This window comes from Aeromonas sp. Y318-1 (genome assembly GCF_027706125.1).
Classification (GTDB): Bacteria; Pseudomonadota; Gammaproteobacteria; order Enterobacterales; family Aeromonadaceae; genus Aeromonas; species Aeromonas hydrophila.
Map to the genome: position 1 here is coordinate 65373 of NZ_JAPDCM010000012.1, position 26764 is coordinate 92136.

Annotated in this window: 26 protein-coding genes; 19 read left to right on the forward strand and 7 right to left on the reverse strand. The window is 62.8% G+C overall.

Features of this window, described 5'->3' with window-relative positions:
* Positions 1 to 143 precede the first annotated feature (143 nt).
* Positions 144 to 1181: a Mal regulon transcriptional regulator MalI gene (locus OKB87_RS17590; protein WP_270828151.1), complete on the forward strand. Its 1038-nt coding sequence runs from the start codon at positions 144 to 146 to the stop codon at positions 1179 to 1181.
* Between the two features lie 25 nt (positions 1182 to 1206).
* On the opposite strand, the gene OKB87_RS17595 is transcribed toward OKB87_RS17590, so the two are convergent.
* Entirely contained in the window at positions 1207 to 2451 is a 1245-nt protein-coding gene (locus OKB87_RS17595) for an NADH:flavin oxidoreductase/NADH oxidase family protein (RefSeq protein ID WP_077097130.1), read from the reverse strand.
* 223 nt (positions 2452 to 2674) lie between these two features.
* Between OKB87_RS17595 and OKB87_RS17600 the strand changes: the two genes are divergently transcribed.
* From OKB87_RS17600 to OKB87_RS17685, 18 genes are all read left to right on the forward strand, one after another.
* The gene (locus OKB87_RS17600; RefSeq protein ID WP_077097132.1) at positions 2675 to 3094 is read left to right on the forward strand and encodes a MerR family transcriptional regulator; all 420 of its coding nucleotides are present in this window, start codon (positions 2675 to 2677) and stop codon (positions 3092 to 3094) included.
* A gap of 182 nt (positions 3095 to 3276) precedes the next feature.
* Positions 3277 to 4482, forward strand: a complete 1206-nt coding sequence (locus OKB87_RS17605) for a hypothetical protein (RefSeq protein WP_077097133.1) — start codon at positions 3277 to 3279, stop codon at positions 4480 to 4482.
* A gap of 200 nt (positions 4483 to 4682) precedes the next feature.
* Positions 4683 to 5594 (forward strand): BRCT domain-containing protein, encoded by a 912-nt coding sequence (locus OKB87_RS17610; RefSeq protein ID WP_252410976.1) that lies wholly within the window; start codon positions 4683 to 4685, stop codon positions 5592 to 5594.
* 165 nt (positions 5595 to 5759) lie between these two features.
* Positions 5760 to 6023, forward strand: a complete 264-nt coding sequence (locus tag OKB87_RS17615; RefSeq protein ID WP_043159861.1) for a hypothetical protein — start codon at positions 5760 to 5762, stop codon at positions 6021 to 6023.
* A 55-nt stretch (positions 6024 to 6078) separates the two neighbouring features.
* On the forward strand, positions 6079 to 6528 hold the full coding sequence (locus OKB87_RS17620) for a GNAT family N-acetyltransferase (RefSeq protein ID WP_077097135.1): 450 nt from the start codon (positions 6079 to 6081) through the stop codon (positions 6526 to 6528).
* 135 nt (positions 6529 to 6663) lie between these two features.
* Positions 6664 to 7122: a GNAT family N-acetyltransferase gene (locus tag OKB87_RS17625; protein ID WP_077097138.1), complete on the forward strand. Its 459-nt coding sequence runs from the start codon at positions 6664 to 6666 to the stop codon at positions 7120 to 7122.
* Between the two features lie 130 nt (positions 7123 to 7252).
* On the forward strand, positions 7253 to 7804 hold the full coding sequence (locus OKB87_RS17630; RefSeq protein WP_270828156.1) for a GNAT family N-acetyltransferase: 552 nt from the start codon (positions 7253 to 7255) through the stop codon (positions 7802 to 7804).
* Positions 7805 to 7825: 21 nt separating this feature from the next.
* Positions 7826 to 8341 (forward strand): AAA family ATPase, encoded by a 516-nt coding sequence (locus OKB87_RS17635; protein WP_077097141.1) that lies wholly within the window; start codon positions 7826 to 7828, stop codon positions 8339 to 8341.
* Between the two features lie 633 nt (positions 8342 to 8974).
* Complete coding sequence (locus tag OKB87_RS17640; protein WP_044799541.1) at positions 8975 to 10882, forward strand: PTS fructose transporter subunit IIABC; 1908 nt, start codon at positions 8975 to 8977, stop codon at positions 10880 to 10882.
* A 412-nt stretch (positions 10883 to 11294) separates the two neighbouring features.
* Positions 11295 to 12701: a hexose-6-phosphate:phosphate antiporter gene (gene uhpT, locus OKB87_RS17645; protein WP_076361246.1), complete on the forward strand. Its 1407-nt coding sequence runs from the start codon at positions 11295 to 11297 to the stop codon at positions 12699 to 12701.
* Positions 12702 to 13013: 312 nt separating this feature from the next.
* Positions 13014 to 13319 carry a PTS fructose transporter subunit IIB gene (locus tag OKB87_RS17650; RefSeq protein WP_041217721.1) on the forward strand — a complete coding sequence of 102 codons (306 nt, stop codon included), beginning with the start codon at positions 13014 to 13016 and terminating at the stop codon, positions 13317 to 13319.
* Complete coding sequence (locus OKB87_RS17655) at positions 13320 to 14087, forward strand: PTS sugar transporter subunit IIA (RefSeq protein WP_077097143.1); 768 nt, start codon at positions 13320 to 13322, stop codon at positions 14085 to 14087.
* Between the two features lie 77 nt (positions 14088 to 14164).
* Entirely contained in the window at positions 14165 to 15106 is a 942-nt protein-coding gene (rluE, locus tag OKB87_RS17660; protein ID WP_252410977.1) for a 23S rRNA pseudouridine(2457) synthase RluE, read from the forward strand.
* Positions 15107 to 15202: 96 nt separating this feature from the next.
* Positions 15203 to 15670, forward strand: a complete 468-nt coding sequence (locus OKB87_RS17665) for an NUDIX hydrolase (RefSeq protein ID WP_077096047.1) — start codon at positions 15203 to 15205, stop codon at positions 15668 to 15670.
* 158 nt (positions 15671 to 15828) lie between these two features.
* On the forward strand, positions 15829 to 16935 hold the full coding sequence (gene mnmA, locus OKB87_RS17670) for a tRNA 2-thiouridine(34) synthase MnmA (RefSeq protein WP_270828158.1): 1107 nt from the start codon (positions 15829 to 15831) through the stop codon (positions 16933 to 16935).
* 292 nt (positions 16936 to 17227) lie between these two features.
* Positions 17228 to 17842, forward strand: a complete 615-nt coding sequence (gene hflD, locus OKB87_RS17675) for a high frequency lysogenization protein HflD (protein ID WP_270828160.1) — start codon at positions 17228 to 17230, stop codon at positions 17840 to 17842.
* 126 nt (positions 17843 to 17968) lie between these two features.
* On the forward strand, positions 17969 to 19339 hold the full coding sequence (gene purB / locus OKB87_RS17680; RefSeq protein WP_270828162.1) for an adenylosuccinate lyase: 1371 nt from the start codon (positions 17969 to 17971) through the stop codon (positions 19337 to 19339).
* 165 nt (positions 19340 to 19504) lie between these two features.
* Positions 19505 to 20635 (forward strand): ribosomal protein uL16 3-hydroxylase, encoded by a 1131-nt coding sequence (locus OKB87_RS17685; protein ID WP_039215278.1) that lies wholly within the window; start codon positions 19505 to 19507, stop codon positions 20633 to 20635.
* Positions 20636 to 20694: 59 nt separating this feature from the next.
* Here the strand turns inward: OKB87_RS17685 and OKB87_RS17690 are convergent, their stop codons facing one another.
* The 6 genes from OKB87_RS17690 to OKB87_RS17715 all read right to left on the reverse strand — a co-directional run bounded on the left by OKB87_RS17690 (position 20695) and on the right by OKB87_RS17715 (position 26634).
* The gene (locus OKB87_RS17690) at positions 20695 to 21216 is read right to left on the reverse strand and encodes a GNAT family N-acetyltransferase (protein WP_011705313.1); all 522 of its coding nucleotides are present in this window, start codon (positions 21214 to 21216) and stop codon (positions 20695 to 20697) included.
* Between the two features lie 32 nt (positions 21217 to 21248).
* Entirely contained in the window at positions 21249 to 22865 is a 1617-nt protein-coding gene (locus OKB87_RS17695; protein ID WP_270828164.1) for a GNAT family N-acetyltransferase, read from the reverse strand.
* Complete coding sequence (locus OKB87_RS17700) at positions 22865 to 23479, reverse strand: glutathione S-transferase family protein (RefSeq protein ID WP_270828166.1); 615 nt, start codon at positions 23477 to 23479, stop codon at positions 22865 to 22867. The genes OKB87_RS17695 and OKB87_RS17700 overlap by 1 nt, the downstream gene beginning before the upstream one ends.
* Positions 23480 to 23508: 29 nt before the next feature.
* A complete protein-coding gene (gene pdxH / locus OKB87_RS17705) occupies positions 23509 to 24147 on the reverse strand; it encodes a pyridoxamine 5'-phosphate oxidase (protein WP_011705310.1) in 639 nt (212 codons plus the stop codon).
* 181 nt (positions 24148 to 24328) lie between these two features.
* Positions 24329 to 24652, reverse strand: coding sequence for a hypothetical protein (locus tag OKB87_RS17710; protein WP_024943890.1), 324 nt, complete (start codon positions 24650 to 24652; stop codon positions 24329 to 24331).
* On the reverse strand, positions 24649 to 26634 hold the full coding sequence (locus tag OKB87_RS17715; protein WP_270828167.1) for a reprolysin-like metallopeptidase: 1986 nt from the start codon (positions 26632 to 26634) through the stop codon (positions 24649 to 24651). The genes OKB87_RS17710 and OKB87_RS17715 overlap by 4 nt, the downstream gene beginning before the upstream one ends.
* Positions 26635 to 26764 lie beyond the last annotated feature (130 nt).

Genomic DNA, 26764 nt, shown 5'->3' on the forward strand with positions numbered 1-26764 from the left:
ATCACAGTTCAACCGCCCTGCTGGACGCTGTTCCTCAAATTTGTGAGGCAGATCCATGGGCGCGGGATGTAACGTTTCACTCGGCAACCCAAGCGGGTATGCTGTGCACCTCGTCTCTTCGCCTTGATCGCCACCGCCTGCCTATGTCGCCCAAACCGCTGCTCGCCAACAACCCCAAGATCACCGACGTGGCCCGGCTGGCCGGGGTCTCGGTCACCACCGTCTCCATGGTGCTGCGCGGCAAGGGGCGTATCTCGCCGGCCACCGCCGAGCGGGTGCAGCAGGCGATCAGGGAGCTAGACTACGTGCCCAACAGCGCCGCCGCCAACCTGCGCAGCCAGCAGTCCAACCTGGTGGGGCTGATCCTGCGCGACATCACCGACCCCTTCTATACCGAGGTGACCGCCGGGGTGAGCGAGGTGCTGGAGCAGCAGGGCTATCTGCTGTTTCTGACCCAGTGCGGCCACAGCCCCGAGCGGTTGCAGCAGAGCATCCAGTCCCTGTCGCGCCAGGGGGTGGCGGGCATCATCTTCAACCCGGTGCGCGGCGCCGCCGCCAAGCCGCTGGAGAATCTGTTTGGCTCGGCGCTGCCGCTGGTGTGCGCCGCCCGTTCCTACTATCGGGACGACGTGGACTTTATCGGCCCGGACAACACCCACGCCGCCCAGCAGGCCACCACCTATCTCATCGAGCAGGGTCACCGCCATATCGCCTACGTCGGCGGGCGGGCGGACTCCCTCACCCGCGCCGAGCGCATCGGCGGCTACTGCGCCAGCCTGCTGCAATACGGCCTGCCCTTCAAACCTGAGTGGGTACTGGAGTGCGAGCGCACCCAGCGCAGCGCCGCCGACACCATCGCCCAGCTGCTGCACCGGCACCCCAAAGTGACCGCGGTGCTCTGCCACTACCCGGAGGTGGCCCTCGGCGCCATCTACGGCGTCGAGGCGAGCGGGCGCAGCGTGGGCAAGGACAACTACGTCGGCCAGCAGGTGGCCCTGCTCGGCTTTGACGATGTGGCGGAGGCCGAACTCACCTTCCCCGCCCTCACCTTCGTCAGCTCGCCGGCCCGTGACATCGGCCGCCAGGCCGCCCTGCGCCTGCTGACCCGATTGCAGCAACCCGAACTCGCCCCCACCCGCCATCTCATCATCCCCAGCCTGCAAAAGCGGGCATCGGCCTGAGTTCGCTGGGTGGCAAGCCCCCTCTTCACTTTTCCTGCGCCTTGATCCAGCGTCGATAGCGGGCGTTGCCAAGCAGGGTCTGCCACTGCTGGCAGGCCAGCGCCAAGGCGGGTGCGATCTTGGGGCGGCTCGGCTGGCCGCGCCCCAGCCGCCGCAGCTGGTATTTCACCATCGCCATATAACCTACCGAGGCCAGCACCTTGTTGCGCCAGGGGATGGGCCGGAGCTCGGCACTTGCCGCCTGCTCACGGTGCCATCTGGCGGGCAGATCCGGGGCGATTGCCAGCGCAGTGGCCATGCCGGCGACCGCCACCCCGCTGCCAAGCACCTGCTCCACCACCGGGTAGCGGCGAATTCCCCCGGTCACCATCACGGGCATATGGGCAACAGAGACGATCTCCCGAGCGAACTCCAGAAAATAGGCCTCCCGCGCCAGAGTCCGACCATCGCGGGCCTGGCCGTGCATGGCGGGCGCCTCGTAACTGCCGCCGGAGAGCTCCACCAGATCCACCTCGAGCGGGTTGAGCATCTCCACCACCGCCTTTGCATCCTCGGTGCTGAAGCCGCCACGCTGAAAGTCGGCGGAGTTGAGCTTGACCGACAGTGCGAAGCCGCTGCCCGCCTGCTGGCGGATCCCTTCAACTATCTCCAGCAGCAAGCGCGCGCGATTCTCAAGGCTGCCGCCCCAACGATCGCGGCGCTGGTTGGTGAGTGGCGAGAGGAACTGGCTCAGCAGATAGCCGTGCGCGGCATGGATCTGCACCCCGTCAAAACCGACACGCTGTGCCAGCAGCGCCGTGTTGATGAAGCGCGCCTTCACCTCGGCAATGTCGGCCTCGCTCATGGCTCTGGGCGGAGAGAACTGCCTCGAGAAACGGCCGAGCGCCATGGGTACGGCGGAAGGGGCCAGGGTGGGCTGCCCCAGCGCCGCGGGCATCTGGCGACCGGGGTGGTTGATCTGCATCCAGATCTGGGCGCCCCCGCTCTTGGCCGCCTCGGCCCAGGCACTGAAACGCCCGGCCAGCGCCGGGGAGAGATCGTCGGAGTCGAGTACCACGCCCCCCGGCCCCGTCATGGCGTGGCCGTCCACCATCACATTGCCGGTGATGACGAGGCCGGCGCCACCCTCTGCCCAGGTACGATAGAGGCGGATTAGCGCCTCTGAGGGGGCATGGTCACGGTCGGCCATGTTCTCTTCCATGGCTGCCTTGGCGAGACGGTTGATAAGCTGGCTGCCATTGGGCAGGGTCAGGGGAGTAAATGGGTTCATGGCGATCTCCTCATAGTGAGGGCCCCACCATAAGTTTGAAGCTGACTTGAAGGTCAAGCCCCTTTGTCGGGATGCCGTTGCGATAGGGGAAATGCTATCCACCCGACCCCCCTTGCTCAGGGCCGTTGACATTCAAGTCGGCTTTAATCTTAGAATCCCCCTTGATCCCGCCCTTCGTCCATGACAGTGGGCGGAGCCGCCAACCCGTAGCCCAGGAGACAAGATGAAGATCGGTGAACTGGCCAGACAGACCGGCATGGCGGCCTCGGCCATCCGCTTCTACGAAGCCAGAGGCCTGCTCAGCAAGGTGCGGCGGGGTGCCAACGGCTATCGCGACTACCCGCCCGAGACGGCGCAGTTGCTGACCATCATCGCCCTGGCGCAGCAGGCGGGCTTCTCCCTCGACGAGATCAAGCAGCTGGTGCCGGCGGATATCAGCACCTGGCAACATGCCCCGCTGCTGGCGGCGCTCAAGGCCAAGGTGAGCGACATCGAGGCGCTGGAGGCAAGACTTGCCCACAGCAAGCAGCAGTTGCAGGCCCTGATCGGGCTGGTGGAATCCAAACCCGACGAGATGCCATGTGAGGAGAACGCCGCCCGGGTATTGGCCAGCATGGGTATCACGCCCCCGCAGCAATCCTGAGCCAAACCGCCCCCTCTCGCGCAGCCCCTTGCTTAAGGCACATTGCCCCTTCAGCGGCGCCGGCACTATACCTAACAGTGCGAGGCCGGCGAGACCCCGCACAGGCATCTCTGCCCCGGCTTGCCGTCCGCGCAGGGAGGATCACGGCCCCGCCCGCCGTCTCTGCTGCAAGGTGAGCCATCATGTCATCACACCAACCCACCGGGGGCAAAAGCACCTCCCCGCTGCCGCTGGAGAACTTTTCTCTGGTGCTGGGCGGCCCACTCTATCAGCTGTGGAGCCGCGCCCATCTCGGCAATGTGTCATCCCACCTGAGGCTGCGCATCGTCACCCTGAGCGCCTTGTGCTGGCTGCCCTTGCTGCTGCTCAGCGCCTGGGAAGGCACCCTGCTTGAAGGGGTCACCGTCCCATTCCTGCTGGACATCGAGTCCCAGGCCCGCTTTCTGATCTGCGTGCCCCTGCTGGTCTTTGCCGAGCTGATCGTCCATCAGCGGATCCGGGGCATCATCGCCCAGTTTCTTGAACGCCAACTGGTGCCAGACGCCTCGCTGCCACGCTTTAATCAGGCCATAGGCAGCGCCATGGCATGGCGCAACTCGGTGGCCGTCGAGCTCGCCCTGCTGCTGTTTGTCTTCTCCAGCGGCTACTTCATCCGCACCAACACCTTCGTGCTCGATGCATCCACCTGGTACGTCACCCAGAGTGACGGTCAGGATCATCTCTCCTTCGCCGGCATCTGGTTTTTCTGGATCAGCATCCCCATCACCCAGTTTCTGGTGCTGCGCTGGCTCTACCGCATCCTGATCTGGAGCCGGCTGTTGTGGCAGCTCTCCTGCCTGCCCCTCGCGCTGATCCCGACCCATCCCGATCGCAATGCCGGCCTCGGCTTTCTCGGGGCCTCGGCCTATGCCTACTCGCCACTGTTGACCGCCTTCGGAGCCCAGCTGGCCGGTTATGTGGCCAACCGCATCCTGCACGATGGCGCCGTGCTCACCGCCTACAAGCCGGAAATTGCCCTGCTGGTGGTCGTGGGGCTGTTGCTGGTACTCGCCCCGCTCACCGTTTTCGCAGGTCAGATCATGCGCACCAAACGCCAGGGGATGCGTGAATACGGCGCCCTGGCGGCCGAATACACCCGCGATTTCGAGCGTCGCTGGCTGCGCAGCCAAGACCGGGATGGCGAAGCCCTGCTGGGAGCCGCCGACATCCAGTCCCTCGCCGATCTCGGCAATGCCTACGCTGTGGTCAAGGAGATCCGCCCCCTGCCCTTTAGCCGGGACACTTTTATGCAGCTCATCCTGGCCACCCTGATACCCTTCGTGCCGCTGCTGTTCACCCTGTTCCCGTTCGAGGTGATGCTGGATCGGGTGATCGGGATTATTTTCTAGGGGCCGGCCTTCACCATATGCGGGGACAAGCTCCCCGCATTCTCGACAAAGCTCACATGCGTGACTAATGGCAGATAAGTCTTCTGGTCTGATTGAAGCCCGCGTAGCTATGATGGCGCCATGAGGAATGCAGGTGGCCACAGGGTCACCGCAGGCAAAAACATATGCCCCTCTCTTCGTAACCAGCCAGGGATCATGCAATGAGTGGATTGGATCGTCACGGCCAGCCATTGGCCAATTACAACGCGGCACGTAACCGCGACAAGCAGCTAAACAATCTGATGGGTATTTTGGATGGTATCGTGGCCGACAGCGCCATCGATGAGCAGGAGATGCTCTATCTGGACATCTGGCTCAAAGAGAGCGCCAGCCTCAACGGCTGGATCTTTTGTGAACTGCGGGAGATGGTGGCCGACGTCCTGCAAGACGGGCAATTGTGTGAAGCAGAGAAGCTGCACTTGATGAGCGCCCTTCCCCGCCTGATGGAAACCTATCGCCATCTACCCGGAGTCGACTTCTATTCAGAAGAGTCAGACAAGTTGTTACTCGAGGGACTCTGCCAGGGCTTGATGGGAGACCAAACGCTTTCTGATGATGAGATCCACTACCTGAACTGGTGGATGAAACAAAACAGCATGCTACGAGCCCACTATCCCGGTAAGCAGCTTTATCAGACCGTGGAGCGGATCCTTCAGGATGGCGTTATCACTGAAGAAGAGAGGGAAGAGTTGCAGCAACAATTGCTGCTGTTTGTCGGCAATCCTTTCGAGCAAGGGGTTGTCACGGGTATGGCGACCAAGCTGGCCATCAGCGATACCGAGATCGATACCTTGCATGGTTGCAGTGTCTGTTTTACCGGTATGTTTCTTTCCGGTACACGCCGGCAGTGCGAGGAAACAGCCCTGCTATTGGGTGCAACTCCCCAAGACGCTGTCACACAAAAACTTGATTACCTCATCATCGGTGAGCTCAGTTCACGGGATTGGCGTTTCTCCTCATATGGCAGAAAAATCGAAAAGGCCATGCTGCTGCAGGAGAAGGGACATGCGCTGCAGATTGTCACCGAGGAGGCTTGGCTTGCCCATGCCAACACTCTGCACGAGTCGACTTGAACCTTACATCACGGCGAGGGCTCACGCCCGCGCCTTGATAATTCATTCCTTCTGCTAGCCCACAGCATGCCAAAACGTGAGCCTGCTCACTGCGTTGGCAAGGAGAGATTGAGAGCCAAGTGGAGAGGAATATGATGGGCACCCACTCTCTTCACGAGCCCCTTTATGAGCAACCCGCACGACCAGAATCCACCGAGTGAAATCCATCGCTGTGACAAATGCCGGGAGCGCACCCGCCATATCGTGGTGCTGGTCGCCCGCGATCACACTCAGGACATCATGCCCAAGGATCCGCGCAAAGCCTTCTGGCAAGCCTTTCGCTCCAGCAGCCTGACCAACGCGGTATTCGGCCAGACCCTCGCCTATCAGGCTACCCATGTAAAGCACCTGATCTGCGAGCGCTGCGGCGAGAAGTTTCTGGAGTATTGAGGCCCAGAGGACGGTGCACTACGGACCGTCAGAGCGGGATAAAAGAGAAATAAAGATGAAGTTTGTCGAGATGGCCCCCGGTCAACTGCCGCTGGCGCTGCTGCTGGAGGCCGATCCCGCAGAGCAGCGCATTGCCGCCTATCTGCCCGGCGCCTGGGGCTTTGCCGCCCTGGCGGGCAACGAGGTAGTGGGCGCCTGCGTGGCGGGTCTGGTGGGGGAGCAAACGGCCGAGCTCTTCAATATCGTCGTTGCCCCCAACCACCAGCAGCAAGGCATCGGATCCCGCCTGCTGCGCTTCGTGTTGACCAGCCTGGCCGGGAAAGGGGTACACCGCGTCGAGCTCGGTACCGGCAGCTTCGGCCACCAGCTCACCTATTACCAGCGCCACGGCTTTCGCGTCGATGCCGTCATTAAGGATCACTTCCTTATCCACTATCCGGAGCCCCTGATGGAACACGGCATCCAGCACAAGGACATGCTGCGGCTCTACCTTGAACTGGGCTAGGCTATCCCTACCCTCAGCAGCCTGTAGCGCCCTGGGGATAAATGGTGGGGGGATCAATTTAGCGTCGCCACATCTCATCGAAAGCAACGAGAGCCATATCGATCGCCATGACACTGGTAAAGGGATGAATGCAGGATGCAGACAAGAAAAGCCAGCCCAGATGAACTGAATGCCATCTTCTGGATGGGCTTTGATGCTTGGGGCGAAGGACTGTCACCGACTGAATATCTGGCGAACTGCCACGCCAGTCAAAAATACCGCTCCGGTGTGTGGTATGTCCTGATTGTGGACAATCAGCCTGTCTCTTCCCTTATCGTCTATCGGGACCGGTTTGGCCTTGGCCAGGGCTGTTTTGGCATAGGTTCACTGGCAACGACACCTGCGATGAGGGGGCAAGGATTTGGTGCCCATCTGCTGCGTGGTGTGACAGGCATGCTGCTGGATAGTCCCGATGCCGTCGCCACCTTCCTCCATGCAGATATCGACCATCACTTCTACGAGAGGCTGGGGTATAGGCGCATTCCGGGGGGTGATTGCATGTATTTCTCTCATAGGCGGCCACGCTATGTCGACGAACCGCCAACCTACTTTTAATCCGCTCCCAGCGTCATCACCTCTACCTTCCAGCCTCCACACATTCTGTGACCAAACAAGCGGTGCAATTCACTTCGTTCATTGCACCATACGGTACTTGATACGCACCTCTGCGATTAACAAGGACGTTATGTTCAAGCTTGAAACAACACATCTTATACTGCGCGATATGCAGCCAACTGATGAGGCGGCATTTGTCGTTATCTCGCAAGAGAGCAAGTATCAGCGGTTTTACAGCGAATCAGATTGCGACCCGGATAAATATCGGCAGCTCACCAAGCTGTTTATCGAGCAGGCAAATGAACACCCTCGCACCGCCTATCAATTGGCCATCGAGTACAAGGCAACCGGGAAATTTATTGGCACGGTCTGCCTGCGTCTTGAAGCAAATAATCAGGCATCAATGGGCTGCGGCATGTCCCGGGAGTATCAGGGTCATGGCTTAATCAATGAAGCAGCGCATGCCTTGCTGGATTTTGGTTTCCGGACCTTGGCGGTACACCGGGTCTATGCAGAAACCATCAGCCGGAATCGCGCTGCGATACGGTTATGCAAAACGTTGGGCATGAGGCAAGAGGGATATTTTCGCGAACACCGTTTCTTCAAAGATCAGTGGTGGGATACCGTGGTGTTGGCCATCCTCCAGCGCGAGTGGCAACAAAGTTCGTCACCAGCCAATTAGGCATATAAAGAGCGCTCATAGATGCAACGAATTCTGATTATTGGCAACTCGGGATCGGGCAAGAGCTGGTTGGCGGCTCGATTGGCTGAGGGATTGACTATCCGGGAGGTCAATCTCGACACCATTGTCTGGCAGCCGGGCGGCTTTAACCAAAAACGGCCCCAGCATAAGATTGACCATGCCATTCAGACACTTGCTCAAGAGCCCTCATGGGTGGTCGAAGGGGTATTTGGCGCCCTGGCCGAGCAACTGCTTGATGCCGCCGATACCCTGCTATTTCTGGATCTCGACTGGTCTGTATGCCGTGATTCACTACTATCACGCGGATCACAAAGTGCCAGGCAACGGGATGCAGTGGCAGCCGAAGAGAGCTTTCAACAACTGCTGGTATGGGCATCGGAATATGGGCAGCGAGCCAGCAAAAGCTCCTGCCAATCCCATCGCGAGCTGTTTGATCGATTCCCAAACGCCAAGCACCGTTTCACGACTCGGGCAGAGGTAAATAGCAATCTCACTCAACTGACCACTCATAGCTAACGGGGTAGCCCGTAGGTTCGAATAGCGGAGCGTATTCGGACGTTCGCGTTATCACCTCTCTCTTTTCGGCCATCCCCTCTCTTGCCTCCCCTCCCTGCCCAAACAAGCGGTGCAATTCACTTCGTTCATTGCACCCTACGGGGCCAATGCCTGTGCTTTCACTCGCGCGTTGTGGTGGGCTGTCTGGCACCAATGGCTCAACCCATTTCTCCACCTTTCCCCTCGCCTGTCTCCCCTTACCAAGCGCCCCGTCACCGCCATTTATGTGCACCAGCTCACACCCCGCCCGCTCTTTTCACCTCACAAATTTACAGCTCCTCACTGATTCTAGGCCGGATAACATCACTCTCCATCATAAAAACATGTTGAAAGAATCAGCACCAAGGCGCTGATTTTAAAAAATAAAAAATAACTTATCGATTCAATCCAGACCCATTTTATCAGCTGGTCTGCTGTGCGATCGGGGTCACACTCGAGGCGATAGCGCACAAAAATCCAGTATTTCGCAGTTTTGTCCGATAGGTGCGCAGCTCAGCGGGCGGGATAATAGTGGGGTCACTTTTGTCTGCATCTCCTGGGCGATAGCCCAGGAAAAGATGCCAACAGGCTCCGGCCAGGAGCAGGGAGAACGCCATGATCACCACCCTTATCAACGAGCAGCTGATCGCGCTCGATTTAAAGGCCACGCGCAAGGAGGAGGTCTTCACCGAGATGACCCGCCTGCTCGCGGCGCAAGGCAAGGTCAGCGACGAGCAACAGTTCATCAAGGACCTGTGGGCCCGGGAAGAGCTGGACAACACCGGCTTTGAAGAGGGCGTCGCCCTGCCCCACGCCAAGAGTGCGGCAGTGAGCACCCCGGCGGTGGCCATCGGCATCAGCCGCGCCGGTATCGAGTACGGCGCCGAGGATGGCAAGCCCTCCCGGCTGTTTTTCATGATTGCCTCTCCGGCTGGCGGCGCCAACCACCATATCGAGGTGCTGGCCGAGCTCTCCGCCAAGCTGATTGAAGAGGGCTTTATCGATGCCCTGCTGGCAGCCAAGACGCCTACCGATGCGCTGGCGCTGCTGCTCGAGAAGAAAGAGCCGCAAGTGGCCACCCCGGCCGCCGACAAGGGGCTGATCATCGGCGTCACCGGCTGCCCGGCCGGCATCGCCCACACCTATCTGGCGGCGGAATCCCTGGAGCGCGCCGCCAAGGAGCTGGGCTTTGAGGTGAAGGTAGAGACCAACGGCTCCATCGGCGTCAAGAACAGCCCGACTGCGGCCGAGATCGCCCGCGCCAGCGCCATCGTGGTGGCCTGCGACAAGCAGGTGGACATGGCCCGCTTCAACGGCAAGCCGCTCATCAAGACAGGCGTGAAGGCCCCCATCAAGGATGGCAAGGGGCTGATTGAGCAGGCGCTGAAGGCCCCCGCCTATGTGGCGGACAAGGATGAGCGCAAGAGCGAGGAGAAGAGCTCAGGCGGCAGCTCGGATCTCTACCGTTATCTGATGAACGGCGTCTCCCACATGATCCCGTTTGTGGTGACGGGGGGTCTGCTGATCGCCCTGGCACTGGCCATCGGCGGCGATCCGACCCCGAGCGGCATGCAGATCCCGGCAGGGAGCATGTGGAACCAGATCCTCAACGTGGGGGTCGCCGCCTTCACCCTGATGATCCCCATTCTGGCGGGCTACATCGCCTACGCCATCGGTGATCGTCCGGCACTGGCACCAGGCTTTATCGGCGGCTGGATCGCCAACAACGGCAGCTTCTACGGCGCCGACGCCGGTACCGGCTTTATCGGTGCCATCATCGCGGGCCTGTTGGTCGGTTATCTGGTGCGCTGGATTGCCACCCGCCACTACCACAAGATGGTGCAGCCGCTGGTGCCGATCCTGATCGCCCCCATCGTCGGTTCCCTCTTTATCGCAGCGGTATTCATCTTCATCATCGGCGCCCCCATTGCCGACATGATGACGGGTCTGAACGCCATGCTGCTCTCCATGAGCGGTGGCAGTCTGGTGCTGCTGGGGATCGTGCTGGGCGGCATGGCCGGCTTTGACATGGGTGGCCCGGTCAACAAGGTGGCCTTCCTGTTCTCGGTGGGCATGATCGCCTCCGGCCAGACCCAGTTCATGGGTGCCATGGCCTGCGCCATCCCGGCCGCGCCCCTTGGCATGTCGCTGGCCACCGTACTGGGTCGCAAGCTCGGCATCTTCGACGCCACCGAGATTGAAGCGGGCAAGGCTGCCGGTGCCATGGGCCTGGTGGGGATCTCCGAAGGTGCGATTCCATTCGCCGCCCGTGATCCGCTCGCCGTCATCCCGGCCAACGTGCTGGGCAGCATGACCGCTGCCGTGATGGCCTTCCTGTTCGGCATCACCAACAGCGTCGCCCACGGTGGCCCCATCGTGGCCCTGCTCGGCGCCGTCAACAAGCCGCTGCTGGCCCTGCTCTGCATGATCTGCGGCGCCATCGTCACCGGCGTGGTCGCGGTTGCCCTGAAAAAACTGCGGGTCAAGAAGAGTGACGAGGTGACCCTGGCCAAGGCCGCCTGATCCCCGTCCAACCAAGCCTCCCTGCTGGGAGCGACCAAACCGGACGAGGCCACCTGCGGGTGGCCTCCTCTTTTGTCGGGTTCGAGAGAGCCCGTCCACCTCTGCTGTACGACGCCGGCTTGTGATCCTCTTCACGCTTCGCGGCCGGATCCCGCCAAACTAGGAAATTTTCCTACCCCCCCTAGGGATGGCTCTCACGCCATTTGCAGCGCGCCTCATTAAAGTCACGCTACCTGATGTCGTTACCCGACCCGCGCCACGGCGCAAGGGACGGGCATGGGTTCAATCGACAGGGGCTCGCCGCGCACCGCGCCCGCTTCCTGTTGTTCTTTCCGTGGCGTGACCTCCAACTCCAATCAAAAAGGGAGGAACGCGGCGGAAACAGCGTCTATCTCGCAGAGGATGAACGAAGATGTTTAAACTGCTCGAACAGGTCCGGGTCCCCACCCTGAACCTGCCGGTCGAAGCCCGGCGCAAGCTCTGGTTCAAACCGTTTATGCAATCCTATCTGGTTGTGTTCATCGGTTACCTGACCATGTATCTGATCCGCAAGAACTTCAACATTGCGCAGAACGACATGATCCAGGAGTACGGTCTCTCCATGACCGAGCTCGGCATGATCGGCCTTGGCTTCTCCATCACCTACGGGGTGGGCAAGACCATCGTCTCCTACTATGCCGATGGCAAGAACACCAAGCAGTTCCTGCCGCTGATGCTGATCCTCTCCTCCCTCTGCATGCTGGGCTTCAGTGCCAGCATGGGCGGCACGGGTTTCAGCCTCTACCTGATGATCTTCTTCTACGCGGCCAGCGGTTTCTTCCAGAGCTGTGGCGGCTCCTGCAGCTACTCCACCATCACCAAGTGGACGCCCCGCAACAAGCGCGGCACCTACCTCGGCATGTGGAACCTCTCCCACAACGTGGGCGGGGCCGGTGCGGCCGGGGTGGCGCTGTTCGGTGCCAACTACCTGTTCGATGGCAACGTGCTCGGCATGTTCATCTTCCCCTCCATCATCGCGCTGATCGTCGGCTTCATCGGCCTGCGCTTTGGTAGCGATTCGCCGGAAGCCTATGGTCTGGGCAAGGTGGAAGAGCTGTTTGACGAAGTGGCCAGCGAAGAAGATATCGCCACCGAAGAGCAGCAGCTGACCAAGTGGCAGATCTTCGTCAAGTACGTGCTGATGAACAAGGTGATCTGGCTGCTCTGCTTTGCCAACATCTTCCTCTACGTGGTGCGCATCGGTATCGACCAGTGGTCCACCGTCTATGCCCACCAGGAGCTCGGTTTCTCCAAGGAAGTAGCCATCCAGGGCTTTACCTTCTTCGAAGTGGGCGCTCTGGTCGGTACCCTGATGTGGGGTTACCTCTCGGATCTGGCCAACGGTCGCCGTGGTCTGGTGGCCTGTATCGCGCTGGCGCTGATCATCGCCACCTTGGGGCTCTACCAGCACGCCACCACCCAGTTCATGTTCCTGGGATCCCTGTTCCTGCTTGGCTTCCTGGTGTTCGGTCCGCAACTGCTGATCGGCGTGGCCGCCGTGGGCTTCGTACCCAAGCAGGGCATCAGCGTGGCCGATGGCGTCAAGGGCACCTTCGCCTACCTCATCGGTGACAGCTTCGCCAAGCTGGGTCTGGGCATGATTGCCGACGGCACCCCTATCTTCGGCCTGACCGGCTGGACCGGCACCTTCGCCGCGCTGGACATGGCCGCCGCCGCCTGTCTGGTGCTGATGGCCTGCGTCGCGGTCGCCGAAGAGCGCAAGATCCGCCGCATCAAGCGTGAACTGAAAGCAGCTACCTTGGCCACCCAGTCCGTCTGAACCAGCGCGAGCTCAAAGCTGCCACCCTGGCCACCCAGTCCGTCTGAGCCCCGGCATCCGCCCAAGCAGACCGGGCAGTCACTGCCCGGCAGCACGGTTTCACTCCGTAGTGAGCATTCGGCCCGCCCTCTGGCGGGCCGTTTTTTATCCTCTCTTTTCCCCACTTGTCCCTTTTGGGGCCACAAAAGCGCTCACCCCTTGCCCATCCCTTCAACAGAGCGCAGTCGGGATCCCATTTTTGCCTCCGCCCCTTTGGCAAGGCCGCCCCTTGGCGCTATCTTGTTGCCCCACCCAAACTTGCCGTGAGAGCCCATGAAGATCCTCGCCGTCACCGCCTGCCCCACCGGCATCGCCCACACCTACATGGCCGCCGAGGCGCTGCAAAAAGCCGCCGACAAGCTGGGGCTCAAGATCAAGGTCGAAACCCAGGGGGCCATGGGGCTGGAGAACATCCTCACCGCCCGCGACATCGCAGGCGCCGATCTGGTGCTGATCGCCTCCGATATCGAGATTGAGCAAAAAGATCGCTTCCTCGGCTGTCCCATCCACCAGGTCGCGCTGGAGGCGGTGCTGCTCGATGCGGTGGCCGTGCTCAAGGCCGCCGCCCCCGGCGTCTGAATGCTGATCCGCGAGATCTCCTTTCACTGCCGGCTGGGGCTCACCATCACCCAGGCCAAGCAGTTGAGCCGGCTGGCCGGGCTGTTCAAGTCCCATATCCAGTTCATCAACGTCACCCGCCATCAGGCGGTAGAGGCGACCAACCAGCTCTCCCTGCTCACCCTGGCCACCCAGCCCGGCGATCTCTGTCTGCTGCTGATCGAGGGGCTAGATGCCGAGCTGGCCCACATGGCCTTCACCTGCTGGTGCGTGGAGCTAGGCCAGCCGCTGGGGCGCCCCGGCAGTGCCACCCTGGCCGAGCAGCGCCTGGGCCAGGCGCTGCCCGACTATTGCTTCACCCTGGCTCAACTTGGCCATGCCACGGCGCCCCTCGACAAGGGCCAGGCATTGGCGGTGCTGGTGGATCTGCTGCCCGCCGCGCTGATAAGCGACAGGCCAGCGCTGGAGCAGGCCATCGCCGCGCGCGAGCAACTGGCCGCCACCATCATCCGGCCCGGGCTCGCCATGCCCCACGTCATCTGCCCCGCCATCCGTCGACCCGCGCTCTCGCTGCTCAGCAGCAGCGAGCCCATCGAGTGGGGCTCCGCACTCGGGCCGGTGCAGACCCTGATTTTGCTGGCAGTGCCCACCGGTCTGGCTCCCGAGCAGTTGCGCCCCCTCACCCGGCTGGCCCGCGCACTGATGGACGAGCAGGTGGGCACCGCATTGCTGCACGCCGGCTCCGCCCCCGCCCGTCAGGCCATCGTCATCGACGGCCTGCTCGGCTGAGCAGCTGGCCTCCCGTCCCCGTCGTTCATGCCCGCGACAGCCCCCTGTGGTACACTCGCCCTTCCCCTGTTTTTGGTATGCATGCGATGAAATCAACCCGCCCCCGTCTCTCCCTCTCCCCCCGCCCTGACACCGAGCACAAGGCCAAAGGGCCCGCCATGACGCGCCCATCCCAACGCCGGGAGGCGCAGCACGCCATGAGAGACAAGGAGGGCGAGCGCAAACCGGCCCCCGCCCCGGCCGATCGCAAGCTGCTGCTGTTGAACAAGCCCTACATGGTGCTCTGTCAGTTCACCGACGAGGCGGGCCGCGAGACCCTCAAGGATTACATCACCGAGCCCGGTATCTATGCCGCGGGCCGGCTCGACCGGGACAGCGAGGGGCTGTTGCTGCTCACCAACGACGGCAAGCTGCAGGCGCGCCTCACCCAGCCGGGAGAGAAGACCCCCAAGACTTACTGGGTGCAGGTGGAAGGAGTGCCAAGCGAGGAGAAACTGGCTGCCCTGCGCGCCGGAGTGGAACTCAACGACGGCATGACCCTGCCCGCCGGGGCGCGCATCATGGAGGAACCTGCCGTGTGGCCACGCAACCCGCCCATTCGCGAGCGCAAGGAGATCCCCACCTGCTGGCTGGAGATCAAGATAGTGGAGGGGCGCAACCGCCAGGTGCGGCGGATGACCGCCCACATCGGCCACCCCACCTTGCGCCTTATCCGCTACGCCATCGGCGACTGGACCCTCGACGCGCTGGCACCGGGGGAGAGCCGCGCCCTGCCCGCCCCCGAGCTGGCACCGGCCCCTCGGCCAACTACCACGCAAGGGAAAGCACGGGCATCCGCCAGGCCGCAAGGGACAGGCAGCCACAACGCACCGCGAGCGGCTCGCCGCCCCCTGCATCAGGGCCAAGAGCAGGCACCCGGCCAAGGGCGGGGCAACCGCGAAGCCGAGCCGCGCCCCGGCCATCGCAGCGGCGGGCGCACCACCGCCCGTCGCCCGGCCCGTAGCAAGCCGTCGGAATAACACGCGTAAGCCATTTGGCCTGCGTGTCGTCACCTGAACAGCACACTTGAAGCGAGCGCCCCACCGGGGGCACAGCCAACCAGACAAGGAGTCCCTATGAGCGATCACCCACCGCTGCCCACCCGCCTCACCGTGGCCGCCCTGGTACACTGGCAGGGCCGCTTCCTGCTGGTGGAAGAGGAGATCAAGGGCCAGCGCCGCTTCAACCAGCCCGCCGGCCATGTGGAGCCGGGGGAAGATCTCATCCAGGCGGCCTGCCGCGAGCTGAAGGAAGAGACCGGGCTCACCGCCGCCCCCACCGGCTGGCTCGGAGTCTATCTCTACAAGCCGGCGGACAGCGAGGCCACCTTTGTGCGTACCGCCGTCATCTTCGACCTTGAAAAGGCGCCGGGTCAGCACCATCCAGAGGATCCTGACGGCGACGTGCTGGCCTGCCACTGGCTCACCCTGGCGGAGATCGCCGAGTGCAAACAAGCCCTGCGCAGCCCTCTGGTGTGGCAGTGCATTCAGGACTACCTGGCCGGCACCCGCTTGCCGCTGTCGGCCCTCAAGGCCTTCATCTGAGAGCCGTTGGAAGCTCTTTTTGACGCGATCGGGCCGAGACAAGAAAAACGATTTCCTGCTGCCAGGTTCCTGATGGGAACGGCGGCATGGATATGTGACCGGGGGCGCGAAATTCTGGTAGAATACGCCCCGTTTAAACGAACTGGTAACTTCGACTAATGACAGACAACAGCCAAATCAAGGTGATCGTCGGCATGTCCGGCGGCGTGGATTCTTCCGTCTCGGCCTACCTGCTCCAGCAGCAGGGCTATCAGGTCGAAGGCTTGTTCATGAAGAACTGGGAAGAAGACGACACGGACGAGTACTGCTCTGCCGCCCAGGATTTGGCTGATGCCAGGGCCGTCTGCGACAAGCTGGGGATGAAACTCCACACCATCAACTTCGCCGCCGAGTACTGGGACAACGTGTTCGAGCACTTCCTCGAAGAGTACAAGGCAGGCCGTACGCCGAACCCCGATATCCTGTGCAACAAGGAGATCAAGTTCAAGGCGTTCCTGGAGTTTGCCGCCGAAGAGCTGGGGGCCACCTACATCGCCACCGGCCACTATGTGCGCCGTGACGACAGCACCGGCCGCCCGCGCCTGCTGCGCGGCCTGGATACCAACAAGGATCAGAGCTACTTCCTCTACACCTTGAGCGAAGCTCAGGTGGGTCAGAGCCTGTTCCCGGTTGGCTGCCTGGAAAAACCCGAGGTGCGCCGCATCGCCGAGCAGCTGGATCTCATCACCGCCAAGAAGAAAGACTCTACCGGCATCTGCTTTATCGGTGAGCGCAAATTCAAGGACTTCCTGGCCAAGTTCCTGCCCGCCCAGCCCGGTAAAATCGAGACCGTGGATGGCAAGGTGATCGGCGAGCATCAGGGTCTGATGTATCACACCCTGGGCCAGCGCAAGGGGCTCGGTATCGGTGGTCGCAAAGATGCCACCGAAGAGGCCTGGTATGTGGTCGACAAAGAGGTGGAGCGCAACGTGCTGGTGGTGGCGCAGGGTGAGCATCCCCGCCTCTACTCCGATGGCCTCATCGCCAGCCAATTGCACTGGGTGGATCGCACCCCCATTCGTGCGCCGCGCCGCTGCACCGTCAAGACCCGCTATCGGCAGGAAGATATTCCCTGCCTGATCCAGCCCATCGACGATGAGACCATCCGGGTCATCTTCGACGAGAAGCAGGCTGCGGTCACCCCGGGTCAGTCCGCCGTCTTCTACGACGGGGAAGTGTGTCTGGGCGGCGGCATCATCGAACAACGTTTCAGCCATCCGGTCTAAGGGCTGGGCGCTCACGAGCGTCCGCGCTGTACTCCCTTCTCCCTTCTCGGGAGAAGGGTTGGGGATGAGGGGGTAACCACCCTCACCCTGACCCTCTCCCTGAGGGAGAGGGGACAAAGACAAAACAGCACAAGGCAGCGATACATGATTGGCAACTTCCAGGCCGGCTCATGGCATCGGCCGATGAATGAACAAAACAGGGCTGTGAAGATATGAGCGACAAATTTCAAGGCCGGATCATGGCCTGCAGCGGATATCTGCCAGTGAATGAACAGAACAAGGCCGCGAAGATATGAGCGACAAATTCCAAGACAGAACCATGGCCTTTGCCGGCATCTGCCAGGCCGCCTATCTGGTGCAGAAGGTGGCCCGTGACGGCAGCTGCGACGAAGCGGCCCTGCGCGAGAGCCTCTCCAGCATTCTGGTGACCAACCCGAGCCAGCCGCTCGAGGTGTTCAACAACACCCATCTGGCCATTCGAGACGGCTACCGCGCGCTGGTCGAGCAGCTGGGAGCCGACGGCAGCCAGAAGAATGCCGAGTTGACCCGCTACGTGGTGAGCCTGATTGCGCTGGAGCGCAAGCTGGCCAAGCGCAAGGACATCCTCAACATGCTGGGTGAGCGGATCAGCCAGATTGGCCGCCAGCAACAACACTTCGATCTGCTCGACGAGCAGATCCTGGCCAACATGGCGAGCATCTACAGCGATCTCATCAGCCCCATCGGGCCGCGCATCCAGGTGGCGGGTACCCCGCTGTTCCTGCAGCAGCCGCTGGTGCAGCACAAGGTGCGCACCCTGCTGCTGGCAGGCATCCGGGCCTGCGTGCTGTGGCGTCAGCTCGGTGGCAGCCGCACCCAGATCATCTTCGCTCGCAAGAAGATGGTGGAGCTGGCCAAACGTTACTAATCATCGGCTCGCGCGCAGGCCGAGGGACGACAGCAAGGCGGGCAGCCGCACATCCCCTTGCTGACACCCTGGGCCCACGCATGAGTGGATACGGATCCCCCACACCAATCATCAGGAGTTCACCCCATGGAGCTGTCCGCGCTGACTGCTGTTTCCCCGATTGACGGTCGTTATGGCGACAAGGCCGATGCCCTGCGCCCTATCTTCTCCGAATTCGGCCTGCTGCGTTTTCGCGTCGAAGTCGAGGTGCGCTGGTTGCAAAAACTGGCCAGCCACGCCGGGATACCGGAAGTCCCTGCCCTGAGCGCGGCCGCCAGTGCCCTGCTCGACGGCATAGTCCAGAGCTTCAACGAGCAGGATGCCGCCCGCATCAAACAGATCGAGCGCACCACCAACCATGATGTGAAAGCGGTGGAGTACTTCCTCAAAGAGAAAGTCGAAGTGAACCCGGAGCTGGCCGCAGTCAGCGAGTTCATCCACTTCGCCTGCACCTCGGAAGACATCAACAACAACTCCCACGGCCTGATGCTGAAAACCGCCCGCGAAGAGGTCATCAAGCCTTATTGCGAGAAGCTGATTTCCGAGCTCAAGCGCCTGGCTCACGAGTATCGTGACATGCCGCTGCTCTCCCGTACCCACGGTCAGCCGGCCACCCCGAGCACCATGGGCAAGGAGATGGCCAACGTCGCCTACCGGCTGGAGCGCCAGTACAAGCAGATCATGGCGGTGGAGATCCTCGGCAAGATCAACGGCGCGGTCGGCAACTACAATGCCCACATCAGCGCCTACCCGGATGTGGACTGGCACCAGTTCTCCGAGGAGTTCGTTACCTCCTTGGGTCTGACCTGGAACCCCTACACCACCCAGATCGAGCCGCACGACTACATCGCCGAGCTGTTCGACGCCATGGCCCGCTTCAACACCATCCTGATCGACTTCGATCGCGATGTGTGGGGCTACATCTCCCTGGGCCACTTCAAGCAGCGCACCATCGCCGGCGAAATCGGCTCCTCCACCATGCCGCACAAGGTCAACCCCATCGACTTCGAGAACTCCGAAGGCAATCTGGGTCTGGCCAACGCCGTGTTCCAGCATCTGGCGAGCAAGCTCCCCATCTCCCGCTGGCAGCGGGATCTGACCGACTCGACCGTGCTGCGCAACCTTGGTGTGGCGGTGGGCTACTCCCTGATTGCCTATCAGGCGACCCTCAAGGGCATCTCCAAGCTGGAAGCCAACGACTCAGCCATGGCTGCCGATCTGGATGCCAACTGGGAAGTGCTGGCCGAGCCGATCCAGACCGTGATGCGCCGTTACGGCATCGAGAAGCCCTACGAGAAGCTCAAAGAGCTGACCCGTGGCCGCCGCGTCGATGCCGAAGGGATGCGTACCTTTATTGACACCCTGGAGTTGCCGGAAGCCGTCAAGGTCGAGCTGAAGAAGCTGACCCCGGCCAACTACATCGGCGACGCCCAGCGTCTGGTCGATCTGCTGAAATAAGCGAATAAGTGACACCACCGGGGCCCTGTGCATGATCTGCAACAGGGCCCCGGTTATTTTATGTGGCACCCTATACACCCTTTGCAAGAGGTCTTGCCCGAGGCCAGCCACCGCCTCCGGCAAGACCTCTCTTGACCTTTGTCGAACCCTTTGACGAGAAGATCTATGTACCAACTCAATCTGGATATCGCTCACTTCCTCGAGCACTACTGGCAGAAGCGCCCACTGCTCATCAAGGGCGGCTTCACCGACTTTCAGGATCCCATCAGCCCGGACGAGCTGGCGGGTCTGGCCATGGAAGAGGTGATTGAATCGCGCCTCGTCACCCGCTTCAACAACAAGTGGGAGGCTGCCCACGGCCCCTTCGAATCCTACGATCACCTGGGTGAAGAGAACTGGACCGTGCTGGTGCAGGCCTGCAACCATTGGGCCCCCGAGGTCAACGAACTCGCGCTGCCGTTCCAGTTCATTCCGGGCTGGCGTTTTGACGATGTGATGGTGAGCTTCTCCACCCCTCACGGCGGGGTCGGCCCCCACATCGACAACTACGACGTCTTCATCACCCAGGGCCAGGGCAAACGCCACTGGCGCGTCGGCGATGCTAAACCCTTGAACGAGTTCGCCGCCCACGCGGCCCTGCTGCACTGCGAGCCGTTCGAGGCGATCATCGACGTCATCATGGAGCCGGGCGATATCCTCTACATCCCACCTGGATTCCCCCACGAGGGCTACGCCATCGAGCCGTCCCTGAACTTCTCGGTGGGCTTCCGCGCGCCGGATGCCAAGGCGCTTATCTCCTCCTTTGCCGATCACCTGATCGACAACGAGGTGCGCACCGAGCGTTACGGCGATGCCGACCTCAAGCCCCGCGCCCGTCACGGCGAGATCCAGCCCCACGAGCTGCACCGTCTGCGCGAGCTGATGCAGCAGGCCCTCGATGACGAGACCCTGTTCAAGGAGTGGTTCGGCACCATGATCTCCGAGGCCAAGCACGATCTGGACGTCAATCCGGTGGAGCCGGACTACAGCGCCGAGGAAGTGGCCGACCTGCTGACCCAGGGCGAGCCCGCCATCAAGGTGCCGGGCCTGCGCACCGTCTGGTTCAGCGGCGAGAGCCAGCAGTGCTATATCGATGGCGAAGCCTGGACGCTGCCAAGCGAGGATGCCGCCGCCATTTCGCTCTTGTGTGACAAGGACATGGTCACCCAGGCCGACATGGTGGAGCTTGCCGATCAGGCCGGCTTCCTGCAACTGCTGACCCGGCTGGTCAACCGCGGCTACTGGTTCTTCAGCTGAGCTGACGGACAGAGATAAAAAAGGCGCCCGAGGGCGCCTTTTTCACAGATATAGACCATTCATGCCTCGAGCGGCGCTTCGTCAGGCAGCTCGTCAAACAACGGGTGGTAAAGCACTTCGCCCTGCATCCCGGTCAGGCCGCCTTCCTGCAGCTCCATCGCCATGAAGCAGTCGGCGGGCACTTCGTAGATGCAGTGCAGGCCGAACTCGCTGGCGGGGCGAAAACCGAAGCGGCTGTAATAGGTCGGGTCACCCAGCACCACCACCGCCTTCCAGTCCATCTCCAGCGCCGTGTCCAGCCCCTCGCGTACCAGATCCGACCCTATGCCCTGCCCCTGCCAATCGGGATGGACCGCCACGGGCGCAAGACCGAGCCAGGGCCCTTCCATGCCGTTAATGGTGATCGGGCTCAGCATCAGGTGCCCCATGAACTCGTACTCCTCCTCCTCGACCATGGTCACCACGGCGGCGCCACATTCGCGCAGGCGGTTGACCAGTTCGGCCTCGTCGGAACGGCCAAAGGCGGCGCTCACCAGGTCATAGACCGGCAGCATGTCGCCGGGGCGCTCGGTTCTCAGCATACAGCGTTACTCCTCGTACAGCAGAGCGGGCATTATTCCACAAACTGACCGCCGCCCTGAGCACCTTTGTCGAGAAATGGGAGGGTGGACTCAGGAAACCGCGCGGCCAGCAGGCGCAGCACGATTTGCAGATCGCTCGGTTGCAGGGTGGTGATGGCCGCCCGATAGGCCGCAAACAGCTCGGCATCCGTCTGCTCCAGCCAGCTCAGCGTCTGGTCTGGTCCGCGATGCCAGCGTCCGGCCAGCTCGTCGATGAGGGTGGGCAACTCCACCAGCAGCCAAAGCTGGTGATAACGGCGACTGACGCCATTCCCCTGTGTGTTCTCGCCGCTCGCCCGGCGGGCCAAGGTGCCCAGCCAGCCGAGCCGCTGACGCCGCTCCGCCAGCGTGAGCGGAGCCGGCCCCTGGCGCTGCAGGCTGGCCAGCTGCTGCAGATAGGCCAGCCCCTGCTCTTCACAGTCCTTGAGCAGCAGCCCCCGGTACAAGTAGAGCTGGTCCGGCTCGGCCTGCGCCAGCGCCGCCTGATCGTGATACTCCACCGCCAGCGGCCCGTCGTCCTCCTGCTCGGGCAGGGAGTCGACAGCCAGTCCGCCCTCTGGCTCCGGCCGCGCCAGAAAGAGGGCCAGCCGCCTCGGCTCACCCTCCTCAGCGCCTGCTTGCAGGATGGCCGCCACCACCCGTTCGTCGGCCAGCAGAGGGGCCAACTGCCGTTTGAGCGGGGCCGCGAGCGTCTGGCTTCGCTCCAACTGCCAGTAGCTCACCTCGCACGGCGGCTGACCACTCAGCTCGCGCCGACCGCAGTAACGCATACCCAGCTTGGCCATCACCCGGCCGGAGGCCAGATTGCCTGGCATATGGCGGGCGGTCAGCACCGGCAGTTGCAGCCGGTCAAACGCAAAGGCCTTTACCAGCCGGGCGGCCCGGGTCGCCAGCCCGCGATTTTGCCAGGGCACGCCCACCCACCAGGCGAGCTCGCCGTTCCAGTGCAGCGAGATCACCCCCACCAGCGGCGCCTGGCCCTCCCCTACTGGCAGGGTCAGCGCCCAGCTCCAGCCCAGCTCGAGCGCCGCCTTGCGCCAGCAGCCGGCCAACCAGTCACGGGCCGCCTCCGGCGGGTAGGGATGGGGGATGTTGAGGGTGTAGCGGGCGAGCGCCGCATCGCTGCAATAGCGCACCACGTCGGCCTCATCGCACGCCAGCAGGGGACGCAGTTGCAGGGCTGGCCCCGACGGCGAGGCGGGCTCGGTCAGCACCGGCACCGTCAGGCGGCGGGCCAGCAGGCGGTTGAGCACGGCGCCCAGATCGTCTTGCGCCGTCAGCGTCAGATCGGCGCCCTGTAGCCCCAGCGTCAGCAGCCCCTCCTCCCGGGCCAGGGTCAGCAGGGAGGCCGAGCCGCTGATCAGGATCTGGCGGCTCGGATCCCTCGCAGGCTGGGCAGGCAAGTCACCATCCAGCCAGGCGGCCAGCAGCGCGCTGGCCGAACGCACGCCATCGGGCGGACAACAGGACCAGAGTCCGCCGGTGTCGCTCGGCAAACCCTCATCGACCTTGCTCTGCAGCAACAGCCAGCGGCCGCCCTGCCGTTGCCAGGCTTGCAGCACCGGCGCCCAGTGGGGCTGCCACAGGGCCCGCTCGATCAGCAGCTCCATCAGCCGGCCTGGCAGGCAGCCGGCAGGCTCAGGTGACGGGGATGCGCCTCGATACGGGCGATCCAGTCGCGAATGGCTGGCCAGCCCTGCAGCGAGAAGATCCCCTCCTCCGCCACATGGGTGTAAGCGTAAAGCGCAATGTCGGCGATGGTCGGGGACTCACCGCACAGGTAGGGACTCTGCTTGAGCTGCTGCTCCAGCACCGCCAGCGCCTTTTCACCGCCGGCTTTGAGCCCGTCGAGGCGCGCCTCCTGAGACTCCGGCCGCCCCAGATAGTGCACGATGAAACGGGCTACCGCGATATAGGGCTCATGGCTGTACTGCTCGAAGAACAGCCACTTGAGCACCTCGGCCTGCTGGCGCGGCTCGGTCGGCCACAGGGGCGAGCCCTGCGCCAGATAGAAGAGGATGGCGTTGGACTCTGCCAGGGTATCGCCGTGGGCCAGCTCCAGCACCGGGATCTTGCCGTTGGGGTTGATGGCCAGAAAATCGGGGGTACGGGTCTCCCCCGCCAGCACATCCACCGGCACCCAGTCGAGGGGCAACTCAAGCCAGCGGGCCAGCAACCAGGGCTTGTAGCAGTTGCCGGACTTCAGATCGCCATACAGACGCATACAGACTCCTTGTCAGCGGCAGCGGGCACTCAGGGCGCCAACCGCTCGATGTGCCAGCCTTCCCCCTCGCGGGTGTAGTAGAAACGGTCGTGCAGGCGATGCTCGCCCCCCTGCCAGAATTCGACCGTGTCGATCCGCACCCGAAAACCACCCCAGAAGCTCGGCAGCGGCACTTCGCCATTGGCAAACTTCTGCTTGAGCTCGAGGAATTTGGCCTCCAGCACACCGCGCGCCGAGATGCGGGTCGACTGCTGAGAAACCCAGGCGGCGATCTGGCTGTCCTTGGGGCGGCTGTGGAAGTACTTCATCACCTCGAAGGTGCTCATCTTCTCCACCCGGCCGGTCACATGCACTTGTCTATCCAGCGTGTGCCAGGGAAACAGCAGGCTGATGCGGGGGTTGCCCTCCAGCTGATGCGCCTTGCGGCTGCCCATGTTGGTGTAGAACACCATGCCCTCTGCATCGTAATGCTTGAGCAGCACGGTGCGCTGCCAGGGCTGGCCGTCGGCATCGACGGTGCCCACCACCATGGCGGTGGGATCGGTCAGCTTGGCCTCGCACGCCTGGGCCAGCCACTTCTCGAACAAGGCGAGGGGCTCGGCCGGCAGATCGGCCCGGTGCAATCCACCCCGGGTGTATTCGCGGCGCAGATCGGCTACATCCATCATCTTGATTTTCCTTCTCTCTTTGCCGCCCATGCGGCCATGCGTGCTGGCATTGTGCGACGAGCACGCCATGGGTACAAGCCTTGTGACCGGCAAATGGCGGCTGCAAAAAAGAGGGAGGCTCACGCCTCCCCCCTTGGTATGTCCTTCACACGCTCTTGGTACGCCATGCCCGCCGGCAGGCTTATTGCTTGCCAGAGGCAGCGGGACAATGCGCCAGCATGCGCCGGTTGTAATCCGCCGCGTAGGCCGCCAGCTTGGCCTGGGCCTCTTCCTGCCCGGGCTTGATGACATCCCCCAGGCCATCGAGGTAGCGCACGCCGCAGCGCGCCTTGGCCGAGGCCTGCTGCTCCGGCGCGATGCCGGGCGCCACCTCGCCGCGCCCGGCCCGCACGATCAGCCGGTAATCCTGCTTGGCCAGACTGGCGCTGACCGCCTGCTCCAGGGTATCGGCGTCCGCCTGGCAGCCGCCAAGCAGGGACACCAGCACCAGCCAGCCAGCCCTCATCCGCGCCTCCGTTGCCAACCCAGCAGGGCCAGCGCCAGAGTCCAGAGACCGAGGGCGCCACCACCACCGCCGCCACCGCCCGAGCTGCCGCCGCTTTGGACGACCGGCAGCTTGGCCGGACTGATGGCGAAGAAGATGTTGTCGCTGCAGGCCACCTTGAGGCGTGCGGCGCTGGCCAGATCCGCCGGCAGGGTGACGGTGGCGGCGCCACTGTTGGGTTGGCTGACCGCCAGATTGCTCCAGCTGGCCCCCTCATTCTGGGTGATGAACAGGTCTACCTTGCTGCAGCTGATCGGCGCCAGCGTGGTGCCGGCCACATCCCAGCTGACCGCCTGGCTGGCCCCCGGCGTCAACGCCACCCCAAGCGGGGCGGTCAGCCGGAAGGCGCTGCCGGTGTTGACCACCTGGACCTTCATGTCGTCGCTGGCGACACCGCCCTTGCCATCACGCACCGTCAGCCGGAAGTTGAGATCCCGGTTGGTGGTGGGCCAGGCCTCGCCCTTGGCGAGCATGCCCGAGAGCAAGGAGGGCAGGCTCGGCAGGATCCGCTCCGCCGAGCTGGTGGGGGAAACGAAGCGAAACAGCGGCCGGCTGCCGTCGTCCACCATGGTGGCCGGGCTGCTCGATTCCGTGCCCAGGTCGATCTGCTCCCAGGTGTAGGTCAGAGGATCCCCGTCCAGATCGGCGCCAGCCCCCTTGAGCACGAACGGCGTGTTGGCCGGGATGATGCGGCTGGCCCCGGCCGCCGCCTGGGGCGCATTGTTGACGAGGTTGAGGGTGGTACCACAGGCCGGCACGGTCGCCATGTGCGCTCGCATCTGCTCGATGGACTTGCTGTGGAAATAGGGGTCGCTGTGGGGCTGGATGTTCTCGTCCCCGCAGATCCCGGCATAGGCCATGATGGAGGTACCGCTGCCCGGCTCCCAGGCTTGGGTCGCCTCCCGATTGCCGCTGCCACAACTGTTGGTGGTGCCGTTGAAGGTGTGGTCGGCGCCGAACTGGTGACTGATCTCGTGGGCCACGTAGTCGATAAAGAAGGCATCCCCCACCGGGGTGGCTGAGCCGGTCATGCCCTGCGAACGGGTGGCGGTACAGAGCGCACCGAGATTGGCCAGCCCGCCGCCCCCGGTATTGACCACATGGCCAATGTCGAACGGTCCAAGCGGCGCGCTGGGCAGGGTCTGGGCATTGGCCTGCACCACGCTGTTGATGTCGACGTCGGCATCACCATTGGTGAAGGGATCGCTGGCCGGATCGGTAAAGATGATGTTGTCGTTGCCGCTGGCCAGCTGAAACTCGGCCCCCACGTCGCGCTGGTATACCTCATTGACCCGGTTGAGCAGGGTGGCGATGGCCGCGGTGGCCAGCACCTTGGAGCCACCGTGGAACTGGGTGTACTCCCCCGCCGCCGAAATGGCGATGACGTAACGCTTGCGCACGTTGCCATCCACCTGCACCTTGTGCGCCAGCGCCCTGCTGGCCTCGCTGCCGATAACCTTGTCCGCGTCCTCCTCCAGCCGGCTGTAGGCATCCTGCTGGTAATAGACGGCATAACCGTCGGCATTGCGCAGCGGGTCGACGAACACCGTCTTGCCCTGATGGGTGAACATGGCGTGAAAGCCCAGCGGCCCCAGGTCAAAACGTCCCGTCTCTACCGGTGCCGCCGGGTTATGACCCTTGAAGGTCAGGATCTCGGGGAATTTGGCCGCCTGATCGGCAGGCAGCAGATCATAGGCCTCGAGGGTGAAGGTCACCTCTCCCCCGTCGGGCAACGGCAGGGTCAGCGCACGGGCCCCGGCCTGCAGGCCGGCAAAATAATCGATGGGCACCTTGGCGACCCGAAACTGGTTGGCCCGCACTTCATAGCCGTCGGCGGCGCTGGCGCGCGCCACCACCGTGTCCCACTCCTTGGCCGCAAGGCCACCCGAGCTCATCAGGCTGGCTACCACCAGCGCCAAGGGAGAAAATTTCATCAACTGCATCTTTTTAGTCCTTTTAAATGCACTCACCCAAACTGCAACTGGCATCATTCGCCTGCCGCCCTGCTTAGTCCAGCACCACCTGACGGATATTCCCCGAATGGGGAGTGTTGCACCAACCCTGTCTAGCCCC

Bases quoted from the DNA above. Each gene is read 5' to 3' on its own strand.
- OKB87_RS17630 (WP_270828156.1), top strand. From the start codon at position 7,253: ATGTTCAAGCTTGAAACAACACATCTTATACTGCGCGATATGCAGCCA.
- OKB87_RS17700 (WP_270828166.1), bottom strand. From the start codon at position 23,479: ATGCGTCTGTATGGCGATCTGAAGTCCGGCAACTGCTACAAGCCCTGG.
- mnmA (WP_270828158.1), top strand. From the start codon at position 15,829: ATGACAGACAACAGCCAAATCAAGGTGATCGTCGGCATGTCCGGCGGC.
- OKB87_RS17600 (WP_077097132.1), top strand. From the start codon at position 2,675: ATGAAGATCGGTGAACTGGCCAGACAGACCGGCATGGCGGCCTCGGCC.
- OKB87_RS17610 (WP_252410976.1), top strand. From the start codon at position 4,683: ATGAGTGGATTGGATCGTCACGGCCAGCCATTGGCCAATTACAACGCG.
- OKB87_RS17590 (WP_270828151.1), top strand. From the start codon at position 144: ATGTCGCCCAAACCGCTGCTCGCCAACAACCCCAAGATCACCGACGTG.
- rluE (WP_252410977.1), top strand. From the start codon at position 14,165: ATGCATGCGATGAAATCAACCCGCCCCCGTCTCTCCCTCTCCCCCCGC.
- pdxH (WP_011705310.1), bottom strand. From the start codon at position 24,147: ATGATGGATGTAGCCGATCTGCGCCGCGAATACACCCGGGGTGGATTG.
- OKB87_RS17625 (WP_077097138.1), top strand. From the start codon at position 6,664: ATGCAGACAAGAAAAGCCAGCCCAGATGAACTGAATGCCATCTTCTGG.
- hflD (WP_270828160.1), top strand. From the start codon at position 17,228: ATGAGCGACAAATTCCAAGACAGAACCATGGCCTTTGCCGGCATCTGC.
- OKB87_RS17640 (WP_044799541.1), top strand. From the start codon at position 8,975: ATGATCACCACCCTTATCAACGAGCAGCTGATCGCGCTCGATTTAAAG.
- OKB87_RS17695 (WP_270828164.1), bottom strand. From the start codon at position 22,865: ATGGAGCTGCTGATCGAGCGGGCCCTGTGGCAGCCCCACTGGGCGCCG.
- OKB87_RS17710 (WP_024943890.1), bottom strand. From the start codon at position 24,652: ATGAGGGCTGGCTGGCTGGTGCTGGTGTCCCTGCTTGGCGGCTGCCAG.
- OKB87_RS17605 (WP_077097133.1), top strand. From the start codon at position 3,277: ATGTCATCACACCAACCCACCGGGGGCAAAAGCACCTCCCCGCTGCCG.
- uhpT (WP_076361246.1), top strand. From the start codon at position 11,295: ATGTTTAAACTGCTCGAACAGGTCCGGGTCCCCACCCTGAACCTGCCG.
- OKB87_RS17655 (WP_077097143.1), top strand. From the start codon at position 13,320: ATGCTGATCCGCGAGATCTCCTTTCACTGCCGGCTGGGGCTCACCATC.
- OKB87_RS17665 (WP_077096047.1), top strand. From the start codon at position 15,203: ATGAGCGATCACCCACCGCTGCCCACCCGCCTCACCGTGGCCGCCCTG.
- OKB87_RS17690 (WP_011705313.1), bottom strand. From the start codon at position 21,216: ATGCTGAGAACCGAGCGCCCCGGCGACATGCTGCCGGTCTATGACCTG.
- OKB87_RS17650 (WP_041217721.1), top strand. From the start codon at position 13,014: ATGAAGATCCTCGCCGTCACCGCCTGCCCCACCGGCATCGCCCACACC.
- OKB87_RS17615 (WP_043159861.1), top strand. From the start codon at position 5,760: ATGAGCAACCCGCACGACCAGAATCCACCGAGTGAAATCCATCGCTGT.
- purB (WP_270828162.1), top strand. From the start codon at position 17,969: ATGGAGCTGTCCGCGCTGACTGCTGTTTCCCCGATTGACGGTCGTTAT.
- OKB87_RS17595 (WP_077097130.1), bottom strand. From the start codon at position 2,451: ATGAACCCATTTACTCCCCTGACCCTGCCCAATGGCAGCCAGCTTATC.
- OKB87_RS17635 (WP_077097141.1), top strand. From the start codon at position 7,826: ATGCAACGAATTCTGATTATTGGCAACTCGGGATCGGGCAAGAGCTGG.
- OKB87_RS17620 (WP_077097135.1), top strand. From the start codon at position 6,079: ATGAAGTTTGTCGAGATGGCCCCCGGTCAACTGCCGCTGGCGCTGCTG.
- OKB87_RS17685 (WP_039215278.1), top strand. From the start codon at position 19,505: ATGTACCAACTCAATCTGGATATCGCTCACTTCCTCGAGCACTACTGG.
- OKB87_RS17715 (WP_270828167.1), bottom strand. From the start codon at position 26,634: ATGCAGTTGATGAAATTTTCTCCCTTGGCGCTGGTGGTAGCCAGCCTG.